The 14,692-nt window shown below is 51.4% G+C and carries 15 protein-coding genes and 1 tRNA gene; 12 read left to right on the forward strand and 4 right to left on the reverse strand.

Features of this window, described 5'->3' with window-relative positions; genetic code table 11:
• Nucleotides 1-202: 202 nt before the first annotated feature.
• Genes VK70_RS23245 through VK70_RS23255 form a run of 3 tightly spaced genes read left to right on the forward strand, consistent with a single transcriptional unit; the run spans nt 203 to nt 2,103 of the window.
• Nucleotides 203-1,072, forward strand: a complete 870-nt coding sequence (locus tag VK70_RS23245) for an alpha/beta fold hydrolase (RefSeq protein WP_025697472.1) — start codon at nt 203-205, stop codon at nt 1,070-1,072.
• Between the two features lie 14 nt (nt 1,073-1,086).
• Nucleotides 1,087-1,839 carry an SDR family NAD(P)-dependent oxidoreductase gene (locus tag VK70_RS23250; RefSeq protein WP_025697471.1) on the forward strand — a complete coding sequence of 251 codons (753 nt, stop codon included), beginning with the start codon at nt 1,087-1,089 and terminating at the stop codon, nt 1,837-1,839.
• A 27-nt stretch (nt 1,840-1,866) separates the two neighbouring features.
• Nucleotides 1,867-2,103, forward strand: a complete 237-nt coding sequence (locus tag VK70_RS23255) for a tautomerase family protein (protein ID WP_025697470.1) — start codon at nt 1,867-1,869, stop codon at nt 2,101-2,103.
• Nucleotides 2,104-2,244: 141 nt separating this feature from the next.
• Here VK70_RS23255 and VK70_RS23260 read toward each other — a convergent pair whose 3' ends face one another.
• The gene (locus VK70_RS23260) at nt 2,245-3,174 is read right to left on the reverse strand and encodes an AraC family transcriptional regulator (RefSeq protein ID WP_025697468.1); all 930 of its coding nucleotides are present in this window, start codon (nt 3,172-3,174) and stop codon (nt 2,245-2,247) included.
• A gap of 220 nt (nt 3,175-3,394) precedes the next feature.
• Here VK70_RS23260 and VK70_RS23265 point away from each other — a divergent pair, with 220 nt between their 5' ends.
• Both VK70_RS23265 and VK70_RS23270 read left to right on the forward strand, forming a co-directional pair.
• Nucleotides 3,395-4,342 (forward strand): NADH:flavin oxidoreductase, encoded by a 948-nt coding sequence (locus tag VK70_RS23265; protein WP_025697466.1) that lies wholly within the window; start codon nt 3,395-3,397, stop codon nt 4,340-4,342.
• 28 nt (nt 4,343-4,370) lie between these two features.
• A complete protein-coding gene (locus VK70_RS23270) occupies nt 4,371-5,195 on the forward strand; it encodes an aldo/keto reductase (protein WP_025697464.1) in 825 nt (274 codons plus the stop codon).
• A 23-nt stretch (nt 5,196-5,218) separates the two neighbouring features.
• On the opposite strand, the gene VK70_RS23275 is transcribed toward VK70_RS23270, so the two are convergent.
• The gene (locus VK70_RS23275; protein WP_025697462.1) at nt 5,219-6,133 is read right to left on the reverse strand and encodes a LysR family transcriptional regulator; all 915 of its coding nucleotides are present in this window, start codon (nt 6,131-6,133) and stop codon (nt 5,219-5,221) included.
• Between the two features lie 170 nt (nt 6,134-6,303).
• On the opposite strand from VK70_RS23275, the gene VK70_RS23280 reads away from it, so the two are divergent.
• The 5 genes from VK70_RS23280 (at nt 6,304) to VK70_RS23300 (ending at nt 10,468) form a co-directional block, all read left to right on the forward strand.
• Nucleotides 6,304-7,200 (forward strand): DMT family transporter, encoded by an 897-nt coding sequence (locus VK70_RS23280; RefSeq protein ID WP_025697460.1) that lies wholly within the window; start codon nt 6,304-6,306, stop codon nt 7,198-7,200.
• A 113-nt stretch (nt 7,201-7,313) separates the two neighbouring features.
• Nucleotides 7,314-8,153, forward strand: a complete 840-nt coding sequence (locus tag VK70_RS23285) for an Rpn family recombination-promoting nuclease/putative transposase (protein ID WP_025697458.1) — start codon at nt 7,314-7,316, stop codon at nt 8,151-8,153.
• Nucleotides 8,154-8,336: 183 nt separating this feature from the next.
• A tRNA-Leu gene (locus tag VK70_RS23290) sits at nt 8,337-8,421 on the forward strand.
• A gap of 114 nt (nt 8,422-8,535) precedes the next feature.
• A complete protein-coding gene (locus VK70_RS23295) occupies nt 8,536-9,921 on the forward strand; it encodes an MATE family efflux transporter (protein WP_025699626.1) in 1,386 nt (461 codons plus the stop codon).
• 127 nt (nt 9,922-10,048) lie between these two features.
• Nucleotides 10,049-10,468 carry an ArsC/Spx/MgsR family protein gene (locus tag VK70_RS23300; protein WP_046723807.1) on the forward strand — a complete coding sequence of 140 codons (420 nt, stop codon included), beginning with the start codon at nt 10,049-10,051 and terminating at the stop codon, nt 10,466-10,468.
• Between the two features lie 178 nt (nt 10,469-10,646).
• Here VK70_RS23300 and VK70_RS23305 read toward each other — a convergent pair whose 3' ends face one another.
• Nucleotides 10,647-11,732, reverse strand: a complete 1,086-nt coding sequence (locus VK70_RS23305; RefSeq protein WP_025698778.1) for a glycosyltransferase family 4 protein — start codon at nt 11,730-11,732, stop codon at nt 10,647-10,649.
• A 14-nt stretch (nt 11,733-11,746) separates the two neighbouring features.
• Nucleotides 11,747-12,553 carry a glycosyltransferase family 2 protein gene (locus VK70_RS23310; protein ID WP_025698780.1) on the reverse strand — a complete coding sequence of 269 codons (807 nt, stop codon included), beginning with the start codon at nt 12,551-12,553 and terminating at the stop codon, nt 11,747-11,749.
• A 477-nt stretch (nt 12,554-13,030) separates the two neighbouring features.
• On the opposite strand from VK70_RS23310, the gene VK70_RS23315 reads away from it, so the two are divergent.
• Together VK70_RS23315 and VK70_RS23320 are read left to right on the forward strand one after the other, a co-directional pair.
• Entirely contained in the window at nt 13,031-13,879 is an 849-nt protein-coding gene (locus VK70_RS23315) for an ABC transporter ATP-binding protein (protein WP_025698781.1), read from the forward strand.
• Nucleotides 13,880-13,906: 27 nt separating this feature from the next.
• Nucleotides 13,907-14,683: an ABC transporter permease gene (locus VK70_RS23320; RefSeq protein ID WP_025698782.1), complete on the forward strand. Its 777-nt coding sequence runs from the start codon at nt 13,907-13,909 to the stop codon at nt 14,681-14,683.
• Nucleotides 14,684-14,692 lie beyond the last annotated feature (9 nt).

A 14,692-nucleotide genomic window follows, 5' to 3' on the forward strand; every position in this document is an offset into this window, starting at 1 on the left:
CGCAAACGTCTTGAGTGACGCGGCAGCTGTATTCTGACCGGAAAGGGCATCTCTGTGGGGGAATAAAAATGTTAAAAAAAGAGCTTGAAAATAGACAGACCTGTATGTATAATAACAATTGTCGATGCGGATCGTCAGAGGCGTTGCCGCACTTAATATATACAGACCTGTATGTATAAAATGATGATGAGGTGAGATGAAAATGAGCGTTAAACACAGGTATGCAGAGGTTGATGGTATCCATATTTTTTATCGGGAGGCTGGAAAGGAAGAACATCCGACGATTCTGCTGCTTCACGGCTTTCCTTCCTCGTCCCACATGTACCGTAACTTGATTGGGCGGCTCGCGGATCAATACCACATCATCGCACCCGACTATCCCGGCTTTGGCAACAGCGATCAGCCGTCCATGTCCGAGTTTGAATACAGCTTTGATAATATCGCAAAATTGATGAATTCCTTTGTGGAACAGCTAAACTTAAAAAAATACAGCATCTATGTCCACGACTACGGCGCGCCCGTCGGCTTCCGATTGGCGGTAATGCATCCGGAACGGATTCAAGCGATCATCTCGCAAAATGGCAACGCCTATGAAGAAGGGCTATTGTCCGCGTGGGACCCGATCCGGGCCTATTGGCAGAATCCCGCCGATGAGACGAATCGAAACAACATCCTCGGCTTGCTGACGCCTGAAATCACGAAGTATCAATATGTGAACGGCACCCGCAACCCAGAGACGATCAGCCCGGATACATGGAATGTAGATCAATTCGTACTGGATCGCCCCGGCAATAGCGACATCCAACTGGCGCTCTTCTATGATTACCAGAACAATTTGAAGCAGTATCCGAGCTGGCATGAATTTTTCCGTACCTATCAACCGCCGGCGCTGGTGGCCTGGGGAAAAAATGATATTTTCTTCGGTCCGGACGGCGCGCTCGCTTACCAACAGGACTTGGACGATGTTGAAGTTCATCTGCTTAATACCGGGCACTTTCCGCTCGAAGAGGATTTGGATGTCAGCGTCAGCTTGATCAAAGATTTTTTGGCAGAAAGATTGATGAATAACTAGAGGGGGACTAACCAATGAGTGTTCAAGGAAAAGCAGCAGGAAAAGCAGTAGTGATTACAGGCGGCAGCAGCGGGATCGGGAAAGAAACGGCCATAGAATTCGTGAAACAGGGAGCGAACGTCGTCATCAATGGCCGCCGCGAACAGGCGCTGGCTGAGGCTGCGAGGGAAATCGACCCTACCGGAGAACATGTGCACAGCGTAGCCGGCGATATTGCGGACCCTGAAACGGCCGGGCGCGTGATTGCCGAAGGGTTGGCACGCTTTGGGCGTATCGACACGCTGATCAACAATGCCGGGGTCTTTGTGGCCAAGCCGTTCACGGAATACTCCGAAGCGGATTTTGCCTCGGTTATGTCAATCAATGTCGCGGGCTTCTTTCATGTCACTCAGAGTGCGGTAACCGAGATGCTAAAGCAGGGCTTGGGCCACATCGTTAACATTACGACAAGCTTGGTTGACCAGCCGATCGCCGGGGTGCCGGCCGTGCTCGCCTCCTTGACCAAAGGCGGTCTGAACTCCGCGACCAAAGAGCTGGCGATCGAGTACGCGGCTAATGGCATTCGCGTAAATGCGGTCTCGCCGGGGGTCATCAAAACGCCGATGCATCCGGTCGAGGCTCATGATTTTCTGAATAAGCTGCATCCAGTGGGCCGTATGGGCGAGGTTCAAGAGATCGTCGAAGCGATCCTGTACCTGGAATCGGCCAGCTTCGTGACCGGAGAGATTCTACATGTCGATGGCGGCCAAAACGCCGGCCACTGGTGAAAATCTGAAACTAAGAGGAGAATGACCATGCCTATCGTGACCATCCAAGTGACCCGTGAGGGCACCGCGCCGGACCGGCAGTCGGTTACAGCCGAAGAGAAGGCCGCGCTCATCAAGGGCGCCAGCGAGCTTTTGCTTAATGTCCTAAATAAGCCGCTTGACTCCACTTACGTCATTATCGAAGAGGTCGAGCCGGAGAATTGGGGATGGGGCGGGCTGCCCGCCCTGGAATACCGGCGGCAGCGCGCCGCCAAGACAACTTAACTTTAGACAATCCTATCTAACGGGCTGCAGTCTCGCAGGCAATTGGCGGGCTAGCCATCCCGATAATATAAAAACAAACCCAGTGCCGCTATGGTACTGGGTTTGCTGCATGCTCATATTCAGAGTGCTGCAAGCCATAGGTCAAGACTGCTTTTCATATAGCGAATCCTGAAGCTGCTTGACATCGTTTTTTGGAGGCCGTCCGAACATACGCGCATACTCGCGGCTGAACTGGGAGGGGCTTTCGTAACCGACTTTGTAGGCGGCGTGCGTTGCATCTATGGACTCGGAGATGAGCAGGCGGCGGGCCTCCTGCAAGCGGAGCTGCTTTTGGTATTGGATCGGACTCATGGCCGTTACCTTTTTAAAATATTGATGAAGGGACGAGGGGCTCATGTTGACCTCCTTGGCCAGTTTTTCAATTCGCAGAGGCTGATCATAACCGGAGTGGATAAGCTGAATGACTCTAGCCACGCACTGCGCATGGCTGCCCATAACGGCGAACTGTCTCACGAGATCCCCCTGTTCATCCTGCAGTACCCGATACAGAATTTCACGGATGGTCAGCGGCGCAAGCACAGGGATATCCTGCGGCATTTCCAGCAGGCGAACCAATCTTATAATGACGTCAAGCAGCAGCGGCTTGGTTTTGCTGACCGAAATTCCCCGTCCGGAGCTGATTTTCCCGCGCCATGCCGAACTCGTTTCTTTCATCATATCGAGCACCTGATCGGTGCTTATGCCAAGCTGGATGCCCAGAAAGGGAGAATCCTCGGAAGCCTGAATAATCTGGCCGCACACCGGAAGATGCACGGAGGCAATCATATAGGATGCCGGATCGTACTTAAAGGTTTCCTGCGCCAGAGCAAGCAATTTCGACCCCTGTGCGATCACGCATAAAGACGGCTCATGGACCGTATGCAGCGGCTCTGATACGGTCGATGTGCGGATCAAGCGCAGCGATGGAATGGCGGTTGGATGCGTTCCGTCTGTACGCACCAGCCGATCGATGCATCTCGCCAGTTCCTGCTGCTTCTCTTTTACCTCGCTATCTGTCTCCTGCACGTCCATTCCCATCCTCTTTTCCATTTAGTAGGTATCGTTCGTAACAAGCTTATACAATTATATTGAACCGTGAAGGAATAGGCAATAAACAACGAGTATTATGCTACGGAACACAAGGTTTTCTTTTTATAATAAAAGGTGTCATTGGACGCTGAGCAAACGCTGCAGGTTTTAAATTCTATAGCATCAGGCAAGCATTAATCGAAAGGAGCAGCGAATATCGACGATGAAAACTCTGTTCGATGAGACCCGCATTAACGGCATTCAACTAAAAAACCGATTGATCCGGTCCGCTACTCATGAGGGGTTGGCGGATAAGTCCGGTCACCTGACGGATGAAGTCATCAAGGTGTATCAAGATCTCGCCGAAGGAGGCGTCGGACTGATCATTACCGGGGTTGCTTATATTACCGAAGACTCGAAGTATTTGCACGGAATGATGGGGTTCTATGATGACTCTTTTATTCCGGAGTACCGGAAAATGACGGATATCGCGCATGCCAATGACTGCCCGATCATCATTCAGCTTGCATATGCCGCCAAAGACGGTGAAATGTGGACAGCGGATGCCCCGTCGACCGAAGAAATCAAAGCTATTGTTAAGCCCTTTGGGGAGAGTGCGCTGCGGGCGAAACGGGCCGGCTTCGACGGGGTGCAAATTCATGCGGGCCACAGGTATTTTCTGAGCCAGCTTCTTAGTCCGAGCAAGAACGGCAGGCAGGATGAATACGGCGGGAGCCTGGAGAACAGAACGAGACTGATTGTAGAGATTTACGATGAAATAAGGAGACGGGCGGGCGAAGATTTCGGTGTGTTCATCAAGTTGAACAGTACCGATTTGGATGGAGACGATGAGGTGTTTGCGTCATGCCGCTATTTGTGCAAGCAGCTCGCCGACCGGGGCATAGACGGAATTGAAATCAGCGGGGGATACGGTCCGTTCATGCCAAGCCGATCGTTTCCTTACAAGGAATCCGTGCTTAGAGACGATGCGGCGCTCATTGCAAAGGATGTCCAGGTTCCCGTTATATTGGTTGGGCTGAACCGAACACCGGCCGTGATGGAAGAAATATTGAATACGACGGACATCGAATATTTTGCCATCTCGCGTCCCCTGATCCATCAGCCGGATCTGCCAAATCTGTGGCGGGAGCAGGCCAGACACCATATTTAAACATATCAATGGAAAGGATGTTGAGCATATGAACAAAATTACGGATACCGTAACGCTCCATAACGGGGTGAAAATGCCGCGCTTGGGGTTTGGTGTATATCAAGTTGAGGACGGTCGCCAGGTGGAGCAGTCGGTGCTGTCCGCACTGCGCGCGGGCTATCGAAGCATCGATACGGCGGAAGCCTATTTTAATGAAGACGGAGTGGGAAGGGCGATTAGGGCAAGCGGTGTACCGCGGCAAGAGCTGTTCGTCACGACAAAAGTCTGGAATACCAACCAGGGCTACGAAACGACGCTTCAAGCATTTGAGAACAGCAGAAAAAGGCTCGGTCTTGAGTACATTGATCTCTATCTGATCCATTGGCCCGCGAGAGGAAAGTATCTGGAAGCCTGGAGGGCTTTTGAAAAATTATACCGGGAAGGCTATGTGCGCGCCATTGGGGTATGCAACTGCCATGAGCAACATTTAAACGCCATCATGCAAAATTATGAGACCGTACCGATGGTCAATCAGGTGGAGCTGCATCCGCTGCTGTCGCAGGAAAGACTGCGCGATTTTTGCCGGGACAACGGCATTCAAATCGAGGCCTGGGCCCCGCTGATCCGGGGGCAGTTAAACATTCCAGTGCTTTGGGAGCTGGGCAGAAAATACAGCAAAACTCCTGCGCAAATCATCCTCCGCTGGGATTTGCAGCACGGGATTGTGACCATTCCCAAATCGGTTCATGACAGCCGGATTCGGGAGAATGCCGACATCTTTGATTTTGAGCTTGCTGAGGAAGATATGAGAATCATCGATGCGCTGAACCGTAATGCCCGCTGGGGGCCGGACCCCGACAATTTCAACTTTTGAGGCAATGGGAAGCCTGAATTACGCTACGGATGGAGTTCGCCCTGCGGAAACTCTTCGCCAGGCAGCCTCCAATGGTCCACCCAGAGCTTAGTCCGTTCGATGAATTTACTCGTCGCAGGGGAAGCATGCTTCATGGAAGGGATGACGATTCCGAGCGACCGGGAGCTGGGAGCCTCAAGTTCCAGCATGGAGACCTGGTGGCCCCGGCTGCTCAGAATCATCTCGGAGATAATACTGATGCCGAGTCCGTTCTCTACCATGGCGATAATGGCATAATCATCCCCTGCCTCGAACTGAACTCGCGGCTGATGCGGAAGCTTGCTGAGCACGCGTCTGACGTCCTGATCGCAGCCCTTCGTCGGCATGATGAATGACTCTTGCTCGATCTGAGCATAGGATATGCGCTTGCTTCCGCTAAGCGGATGCTGCTTGGGTACGATACAGACCATTCGGTCCATCCACAGAGGAATGACCTCAAAGCTGTCCAAAGCCGGCAAGGACATGAAGCCGAAGTCGATCTCCCCGTTTTTTAGCCAGTCTTCGATCTCATCGTAATCGCCGTTAATAAGCTTTACTTCGATCAGCGGATGCTCCTGCCGGAAGCTGCGGATGATTCCCGGCAGCCAGTTGATAGAGACGCTGGAGAATGTGCCGATACGGATGGTCCCGGCTTCTACCCCCTTAATCGCGGCGATCTCCTGTTTAAGCTGTTCGTCACAGTTCAGCAGACTCCGAATATGCTTCAGCACCCGTTCACCATTTAGCGTCAACCGGACGCCCGTCCGATTGCGGATCAGCAGAACGAAGCCGAACTCATCTTCAAGGCTGCTGATGGCATGACTGACTGCGGACTGGGTAAGTCCCAGCGCTTCAGCCGCACGGGTGAGACTCCCCAGCTCAACAATTTTCTGGAAGACTTCGTATTTGATCAAGCTCATAAATACCGCCTCTTTTTCATGAATATTATTCAATTATATAATTATAAACATTCATTTTATTTATCCTTTGTTCAGTTATATACTACCCTTAGATTCGGGATACGTCCAGTGCCGATCCGGAAGGCGGACTTCCCTAACGATTTCGCCAGAACACAAAGGGGATGGAATGAATGAAGCCAAGAAACGCCGATTTGCTGATGATGCTCGTAACGATGAGCTGGGGCTCGTCTTATCTGTTTATGAAGAACGGACTGGATTCCGTATCCCCGTTCAATCTGGTCGCTCTTCGATTCGGTTTGGCGTTTATGCTGTGTGCGGCCATATGGTTCAAGCGGTTGCGCTCGACGGACAAGATAACGCTAATGTATTCCTTTATACTAGGCTTTCTCCTATTTGCCGTATCTGCCTCCGTTATCTTCGGTCTTGGAAGCACTTCGACGTCCAATGCAGGATTTCTTGCCAGCTTGACGGTAATCTTCGTTCCGGCATTGTCTGCGATTGTACTGAAGCAGAAGCCGGAAGCAAAGCTGATCGCGGGCGCTTGCTCGGCGCTTATCGGTATCGGGCTGCTCACGATCAGCGGTCCGATGAGTATAAAGCCTGGGGATCTATTGTGCATCCTGGCTGCCCTGCTGTACGCTGCCCATATTCTGGTGACGGGAGCGGCGGCGAAGATTGCGGACACTCTGAATCTGGGAATTCTGCAATTAGGATTCGCGGCCGGCTTCGGCCTGGCATTCTCGTTCATGTTCGAACATCCCCGGCTTCCAGAGTCAACTAGGGGCTGGGTATCGATCCTGATGCTAAGCGTCGTATGCAGCGCAATCGGCTATATCGTTCAGTCCATCGCGCAAAAATATACCACACCAGCGCATACGGGACTTGTGTTCTCGCTGGAGCCCGTTTTTGCCGCAATATTCGCTTACCTGTTCGCGAACGAACTACTGCCCTTGAGAGGTTATGTTGGAGCCGCATTGATTCTACTAGGGGTGCTGATGGCCGAGCTGAAGCGGAAGAGCGCTGCTCCGGGCGGGATTGGATACGGCAAAGGTGAGAGAGTGTCATGAGAAAGTGATGCAACTAGTCAACGGAGCAGACTCCAATAATCACGGGAAGCACAGCCAATTGAAGTAACTAATTACGAAAAATGATATAATAATAACGAATGGAGCTGATGCCGATGGATTTGCTGGACCCGCGTGTGGATTTTGTATTTAAAAGAATTTTTGGCAGCGAGAACAACAAGGATGTGCTGCTGGTATTTTTGAACCGCATCTTTACCGAAGCCGGTGAGCCGCCGCTGACCGAGATTATCTTGATGAATCCATACACGGACAAAGACGATCCGCTCGACAAACAGTCCATCTTCGATGTTTACGCCAAGACCTCAGAAGGCAAGCTAATTGATATTGAGATGCAGCTTTTTAATAAATACGATATCGAGAAGCGGACGCTGTTTTACTGGAGTAAACGCTATGCTGGTCAGCTCAAGGAAGGCGACAAGTATCCCGAGTTGAAAAAATGCGTGACGATCAACATTTTAAATTATTCGTTTCTGAAGAACGATCAATATCATAATGTCTTTCATCTGCGAGAGGACCGGACAGGGATATCTCTGATCGATGATATTGAGGTTCATTTCTTAGAGCTGCTGAAGCTGGATGAACGTATAATTCCATCTGAAGGCGGGTTGATTAATTGGCTGTTGTTTCTGAAAGGTGCCGATACATCCTATTGGGAGGTGCTGAAGATGAATGAGCCTGGGTTGGAGAAGGCGATGGACACCCTGCAATATTTGAGCCAGGATTCGGAAGCCAGACGATTGTATGAGGCCAGACAGAAATATTTGCATGATGAAGCTTCCATGATTGAGGGGGCAAAGTCGGCGGGTATTGCGGAAGGAATATATAAAGGCAAAAAAGATGTGGCCAAGAATATGCTCGCTATGGGCTTGGACATTGCTACAATTGCCAAGGCGACCGGTCTCACTGAAGACGAGATTAAGTCTATAAAGCTTTGATAATGAACCTTGCGGCAGCAAGCTGCCGAAAATCCGGTGCTTGACCTGGATTGGCGGGATAGCTTCCGGGGCGGGAAAAAGGCGGCGCTCGTTCCGGCGGCCAATAAAATAAAATTATTGTTGTCCTCTCAATCAATTCATGTTATATTACTTTTTGTGGCTGTATTATTTTTGTATTCATACGCGGTCGTGGCGGAATTGGCAGACGCGCACGGTTCAGGTCCGTGTGGGCTAACCCCCCGTGGAGGTTCGAGTCCTCTCGACCGCATATAAGATAGATATATGACGATGCAGTCCAAGCTCTTAGCAGCAGCTCTTCAATTATGAAGAGCCTTTTTCTTTTTTTAGGGGATAAAGTTTATTGGGAGAGAAGTGAAGACATATGATACAGCCTAATGTGAACGTAAAGCAGGGCTTACTTGAAAAATATTTCTCCGGACAATCCATAGACTACCGCCAGATGATCGCGCTATTTATTCCGATTTTGATTGACCAGGCCTTTGTGGTAGGGCTTAATCTCGTGAACACGGCCATGATCAGCTCGGCTGGAGTGGCGGCGATTAGCGCGGTGAATATGATCGACTCGATTAACATCTTTTTGCTTAGTGTATTTATCGCCGTTGCGACAGGCGGAACGGTTGTAGTAGCCCAGTATAAAGGGAGCGGTAACGATGCTATGGTCTCGAAGGCGACGGCTGGTGCGGTATCCTCCGTGTCTCTGTTGGCGCTTTGCGTCGGGTTGTTCGGGGTGCTGTTTCACGGCCCTCTGCTTAACCTGTTGTTCGGGGCGGCGGCGCCGGATGTTATGGCCAACGGCAGGACCTATTTGATCGGCAGCAGTATCTCATTCTTAGGGATTGCGGTTGTGGAAGCGGTGTGCGGGGCCCTTCGGGGAATCGGCAGTACGCGAGCTTCGCTCTTTCTGTCGCTGATTATGAATCTGATTTACGTCCTCTTAAATCTCGTATTTATTAATTTGCTGCATATGGGCGTTCTCGGTATGAGTATATCCCTTAATATAGCCCGGTATTTAGCGGCGTTTTGCGCCCTCTACTATTTGTTCCGGCTGGACAGCAATCTGCAAATCAAGCTCCGCGACATCCTGTCACTCAATCTATCCATGTTGAAAAAAATTATGTTCATCGGCTTTCCGTTTGCGGCGGAGCAAATGTTTTTTAACGGGGGCAAGATTTTGACCCAAATCTTTATCGTAAGCTTAGGCACGTACGCGATAGCCGCCAATGCGATTGGGGCCGCTTTTGCCGGGGTTATGCAAATTCCCGCGAATGCACTGGCTTTGACTATTATTACGGTGGTCGGCCAATGCATGGGGCGGGGGGATGTTAAAGATGCGAGAAAGTTCATCAAATCCTTTATTGTGGCATCGTCGCTGTCCTTTGTGCTTACAGGGTTGTTGATTTTGCCATTCTTTGAGCCGCTTGTGTCGATGTTTCACCCTCCGGCTGAAATTGTGGACGATATTTTCCTGATTGTACTAATTAATACCATTCTCCAAATTCCACTCTGGTCTATTAGCTTTATTGTTCCTTCAGGGCTTCGGGCGGCGGGCGATTCCAAGTTTACCTCGATCGTCTCCATGCTGTCCATGTGGCTGTTCCGCGTCGTGCTTGGTTATATTTTGGGCATTGTTCTGGACTTAGGCGTTCTTGGCGTCTGGCTTGCGATGGACTGTGAATGGGCCGTGCGGGGCGGGATTTTTCTCAAACGGTTCCTCGGCAAAAAATGGTACCAGCACCGCCTCATTTAACAGGCCGACCGCTAAACCTGGTGCCAGCAGGGTGTTCCCTTCTATTATTTTGTAAAGAGATTCATTGCCAGCATAGAGGGGTTGCCTTATTATGGATATAATCATTCCATCTTAAGGAGGTACATGAATGGCGCATATCATTTTCTATACCAAACCCGGTTGTATGGGAGCGGCCCGCCAAAAGGCGCTGCTGGAAAGTAACGGTCATACGCTGGAGGAACGGTCGCTGCTGAGTACGGAGTGGACACCCAAGACGCTGCAGCCTTATCTTGCAGATTTGGAGCTGAAAGATTGGTTCAACCCGAACGCCCCTGCGGTCAAATCGGGTCAGGTCATTCCGGGAGCCCTTTCCCGGGAGGAGACGCTGGAGTTGTTATGCAGTAACCCCATCCTGATTAAGCGCCCGCTTATGAATATCGGCGATCAGGTTCTTGCGGGTTTCGATGCGGAACATCTGAAGAGGATTGGCCTCTGTGAAGTTCCCTCCGGTTACAATACAGGATGCCATAGCCAGGATCAGGGCGGTGCCTGCGCTTCCGGGTCGTGAACAAAACTTTGCCGGATCGGCATCGGGGTGGGCGAGGAGCTTAAGGAGCGCGGGATAGTATTCAGCACCGATTATATCTCGCTTAAGCATGCATAGGAGAAGTATACTACCACCTGAATCCCAACAACCAACCCGCTATAGCAGCGGGTTGGTTGTTTTTCACTCTCAATCTCCTACCTCACTTGTTACCCGCAGCCCCTGCGAGTACGGACGCTCCAGGTAGCAGTTCATCGTAAACCCCAAGCATTTCTTCCGCCACGCGCCCCACGCGGTAATAGTCCAGTCCTGCCCCGGCCCGGGTGCGGTAGTGCTGACGCTTGGTCTCATTGGAGAGGAGCTCCCCGATTGCTGCGGAGAGCGCCTTGGCGTCCCGGGGCGGAACCAGGATTCCCGCTTCTCCATAATCCAGTGCTTCGGGGATGCCGTCCACGTCTGTGGCGACGATGGCGCAGCCCGATTCCCGGGCCTCGATCAGCACAAGCCCGAACGGTTCCTTATGGGAAGCCAGGACGAATACATCCGCAGCTTTCATCCACCGGCGGCTCTCGGCCTGAAAGCCTGCGAACCGGATTCTGCCGGAAAAAGGCGAGGCGGCAGCCCGTTCCTCGAACTTGGCCCGATCCGGCCCGTCGCCTACGATATAGAGCCTTGCTTGCGGATGGTCGCTCGCAAGAAGATCGAAGGCGCCGATGAGATCGGAGATCCCTTTACGCTCGTACATGCCGGCAACCGTGATGATGGCCCGCCCTTCCAAGGGGATGGGACTGGGATCAGAATCACGCGGGCTTCCAATAGTGCCGTTCAGAATGACGCGAAGCTTGTCCTTGCCGACACCCCGGCCAGCCATGGCCTCGGAAACCGCTTGACTGACGGCGATCACTCTGTCGCCAACTTTCATGTAGTCCGCGCTTTTTTGAAACTCGTTATGAACATGAGTCACAACCTTGTATTTACGGAAGCCTTTCAGATAGCGGGCGAGTATCGCTCCGGTCATCATATGCGCATGGATGATATCGGGAGAGAAGTCCGCGACCACCCGTCTGAAATTAAAAACAGCCCGCATCAGCTTAGCGGGCTTTCTTGTCTGGTCCAGATAGTAATGCCGGATGTTGTACCTGGCAATAAGCTCTTCATACTGTCCGCCCGCCGATACGATGCACACCTGATGATTTCTTGCTGCTTGTTCGCAAGCCAGGTCGACCATAACGTTGACGATTCCATTACCCGATTCCTTCACATGATTGGCGATATGAAGAATACGCACGAGGTTCCCCTCCTTTAAACTGGGCGTTTCTCGCTTTCGATGACATAGACCGGCTTCTCGCGTTTTTTTTCCCGGCCGTAAAGTTCATAAAGCTTGATTTCCTTGAGAAACTCATAATACATCCAGAAAAAGGCGACGCTGAAGCCGGCAATCCCTTTCGTAATCATTTTGCGGACGAACAGGGTGTAGACCAGCTTGGCGGGGGGCCTGAACAGAAGCCTTATCAGACTGAAGGTTTTTCCCTGGTCATAATCCTTTCGGGCTTCGAGATCGGTGTACTTGTTGAAGCGCTGTACATGGTCCTGAATGCTGCGGTAGCCGTGATGCCAGAGTGTTCCATCCAAACAAGGGACTGCGGCGGGATCGACATCCGGGCCTTCGTGCACGAGGACGTCCTTCATCCGCACTTCGTCTTTTTTGTATAGTCTCACGAGATGCTCGCCCTTTGGCATCCATCTGCCGAGAAAATCGCCGATCCGGTAAACTGTATAAGCCTTTACCTCATTCTCCGGCTCCTTTTTCCAGCCTATTAGCGACTTCTGGAGCTCTTCGCTTACCTCCTCATCCGAGTCGATAAAAAAGATCCAGTTGCTGGGCGCATGATCTGCCCCGAATATGCGCTGTTTGGCATATCCCGGCCAGGGATTATGGTAGACGGTACAGCCGAGCCGCTTCGCAATGAGAACCGTTCCGTCGGTGCTGCCTCCATCGACGACGACGATATCGTCCGCAAAGGGACGGCAGGAGAGAATGGCCTGCTCAATCTTCTCTTCCTCGTTCTGTGTGATAATCACAACGGACAATCGTTTGCTGTCAGTCAATGTTTAGTTCACCTCTTTTTTGGGGGTTGCCGCTATGTTAAGTTTCCCTCGGTTCAACGCTTCACTTCTTATAATTCCAGATAATAATAGTTTTAGGTTTAGTTTACGCCTAAAGTTAAACTAGTGTATATACCTCTATAGTTCACCTTCTATTCATCCTTTTGAATAAGTACGTGAATGCCGGATACGTCCGCCGATCCGCGAGGCCAAACCCAAACACAAAATTGTAACAATATAATAGAAATATTCGGGATTTCCAAATAAGGAGATTGACGTAATAAACGCAAAACAATATAATCCTATCAAGCAACTCGGGATTATATAATTTGGTGAAATCAAAGCAATTCTTAAATTAAAGTTGAGCGGACAGCCGCAGGCCGTATTCTTTCTTCTTCCAGAGGAAAGAAACGGCCTTTTGTGTTTCACCAGAGGCCGGCACCGCAGCTTTATCTTAATTTAATGAGAGGAGTAATGCAGATGTCCCGCTATCCATTGATCTCCACGGACGCGATAACCGAGGCTTCCCCAGAGGAGAGTGCCCGGCAGCCGATCATTTCGATCCGGCAGCTTGGCAAATCTTTTGTATCCGGCAGCGGCAAGGGGGCGGTTCGCTATCAGGTGCTGAAAGATGTCGATCTGAATATCCAGAGGGGGGAGTTTTTTATCCTACTGGGTCCCAGCGGCTGCGGCAAGTCAACATTGCTTAACCTGATCGCCGGTTTTGAGAAGCAGACCGAAGGCGAATTGCTCGTGGACGGAAAGACCATTGACCGGCCCGGTAAGGAGCGGGCTATGGTCTTTCAGCATCCGGATGCTTCCCTGTTCCCTTGGCTGAATGTCCGGGAGAACATCGAATTCGGCCTGCGCATGCAGGGGGTGAGCCGCGGAGAACGCAAGGCCGTCTCCGACCGGTATATCGAACTGGCTGGACTAACGGGACATGAGCGCAAATTTCCTCGTGAGCTGTCGGGCGGCATGAAGCAGCGGGTTCAGATCGCGAGGGTGCTCGCGAATGACCCGGAGCTTTTGCTGATGGATGAACCTCTGGGGGCTTTGGATGCATTCACCCGCAGGGTTATGCAGGATGAGCTGGTGCGGATATGGACGGAGACCAAGAAGACGGTCATATTCGTAACGCATGATATTCAGGAGGCGGTGCTGCTCGGGGGCCGAATCGGCATTATGTCCATAGGTCCGGACTCGCGCGTGTTCGAAATTATGGATAACCGTCTTGAGTATCCCCGTGACATAACCTCGCGGGAATTCAATTTGATGCAGAAAAAGCTGCAAAGTATCTTCCAGGACGATCTGTATTTTCATTTATAAGCCACTCTGAAAGGAGACAAACATACGATGCGTTATGTTCGGAAAGGATTGAAGGCGGGCCTTATTTCCTGGCTGCTATTCCTGGTCGTGTGGCAGCTGGTTGCCATGAACTCGAATCCGGACTATTTTCCGACTCCGATCCAGACTTTGCAGGGGGCGGTCGAACTCCTCAACGACAATTCACTGATCTCTTACGTCTTAATCAGCTTTAAGCGGGTGGTGCTCGGATGGCTGCTGGGGAGTCTGCTGGGCATCCCGGCGGGCCTCTTGATTGGCAGGTTCAGGTGGCTGCGGGAACTGGTCGAGCCTTATCTGAACTTCTTCCGGTTCATTCCGGCGCTCGCCTTTATTACCCTGTTTATTCTGTGGTTTGGAATTGGAGAGCAGTCGAAGATCATTCTTATCATGTATGCGACGCTGTTCATTGTCGTGTTGAATACGGCGGCGGGCGTAGTGAATGTGGAGGATGACAAAATCCGGTCGGCACGGTCGCTGGGCGCCTCGGAGCGGCAGATTTTGATCCATGTCATTATTCCTGCTGTCGTTCCCGCCTTTTTCAACGGGGTCCGGCTGGCTATGGGGAATTCATTCATGGCCATTGTTGGGGCGGAGATGATAGCTGCCAATGAGGGAGTCGGTTATCTGATCTGGACCTCGCGGCTGTACTCCAAGACGGACTGGATTTTCGTCGGACTTCTGCTGCTGGGATTAATGGGCTTTGCCGGGGACCAACTGCTGCGCTGGATGGGGAAGACGACGCTGGGGCGCTATGGAATTGCCAAAGAAACAAGGTTTGGAAAGTAAAAAGATGTG

It is taken from the genome of Paenibacillus durus ATCC 35681, assembly GCF_000993825.1.
GTDB lineage: Bacteria > Bacillota > Bacilli > Paenibacillales > Paenibacillaceae > Paenibacillus_AQ > Paenibacillus_AQ durus_B.

Coding starts and splice junctions, on each gene's coding strand:
- VK70_RS23245 (WP_025697472.1), top strand. CDS start 203: ATGAGCGTTAAACACAGGTATGCAGAGGTTGATGGTATCCATATTTTT.
- VK70_RS23250 (WP_025697471.1), top strand. CDS start 1,087: ATGAGTGTTCAAGGAAAAGCAGCAGGAAAAGCAGTAGTGATTACAGGC.
- VK70_RS23255 (WP_025697470.1), top strand. CDS start 1,867: ATGCCTATCGTGACCATCCAAGTGACCCGTGAGGGCACCGCGCCGGAC.
- VK70_RS23260 (WP_025697468.1), bottom strand. CDS start 3,174: ATGGACGTGCAGGAGACAGATAGCGAGGTAAAAGAGAAGCAGCAGGAA.
- VK70_RS23265 (WP_025697466.1), top strand. CDS start 3,395: ATGAAAACTCTGTTCGATGAGACCCGCATTAACGGCATTCAACTAAAA.
- VK70_RS23270 (WP_025697464.1), top strand. CDS start 4,371: ATGAACAAAATTACGGATACCGTAACGCTCCATAACGGGGTGAAAATG.
- VK70_RS23275 (WP_025697462.1), bottom strand. CDS start 6,133: ATGAGCTTGATCAAATACGAAGTCTTCCAGAAAATTGTTGAGCTGGGG.
- VK70_RS23280 (WP_025697460.1), top strand. CDS start 6,304: ATGAAGCCAAGAAACGCCGATTTGCTGATGATGCTCGTAACGATGAGC.
- VK70_RS23285 (WP_025697458.1), top strand. CDS start 7,314: ATGGATTTGCTGGACCCGCGTGTGGATTTTGTATTTAAAAGAATTTTT.
- VK70_RS23295 (WP_025699626.1), top strand. CDS start 8,536: ATGATACAGCCTAATGTGAACGTAAAGCAGGGCTTACTTGAAAAATAT.
- VK70_RS23300 (WP_046723807.1), top strand. CDS start 10,049: ATGGCGCATATCATTTTCTATACCAAACCCGGTTGTATGGGAGCGGCC.
- VK70_RS23315 (WP_025698781.1), top strand. CDS start 13,031: ATGTCCCGCTATCCATTGATCTCCACGGACGCGATAACCGAGGCTTCC.
- VK70_RS23320 (WP_025698782.1), top strand. CDS start 13,907: ATGCGTTATGTTCGGAAAGGATTGAAGGCGGGCCTTATTTCCTGGCTG.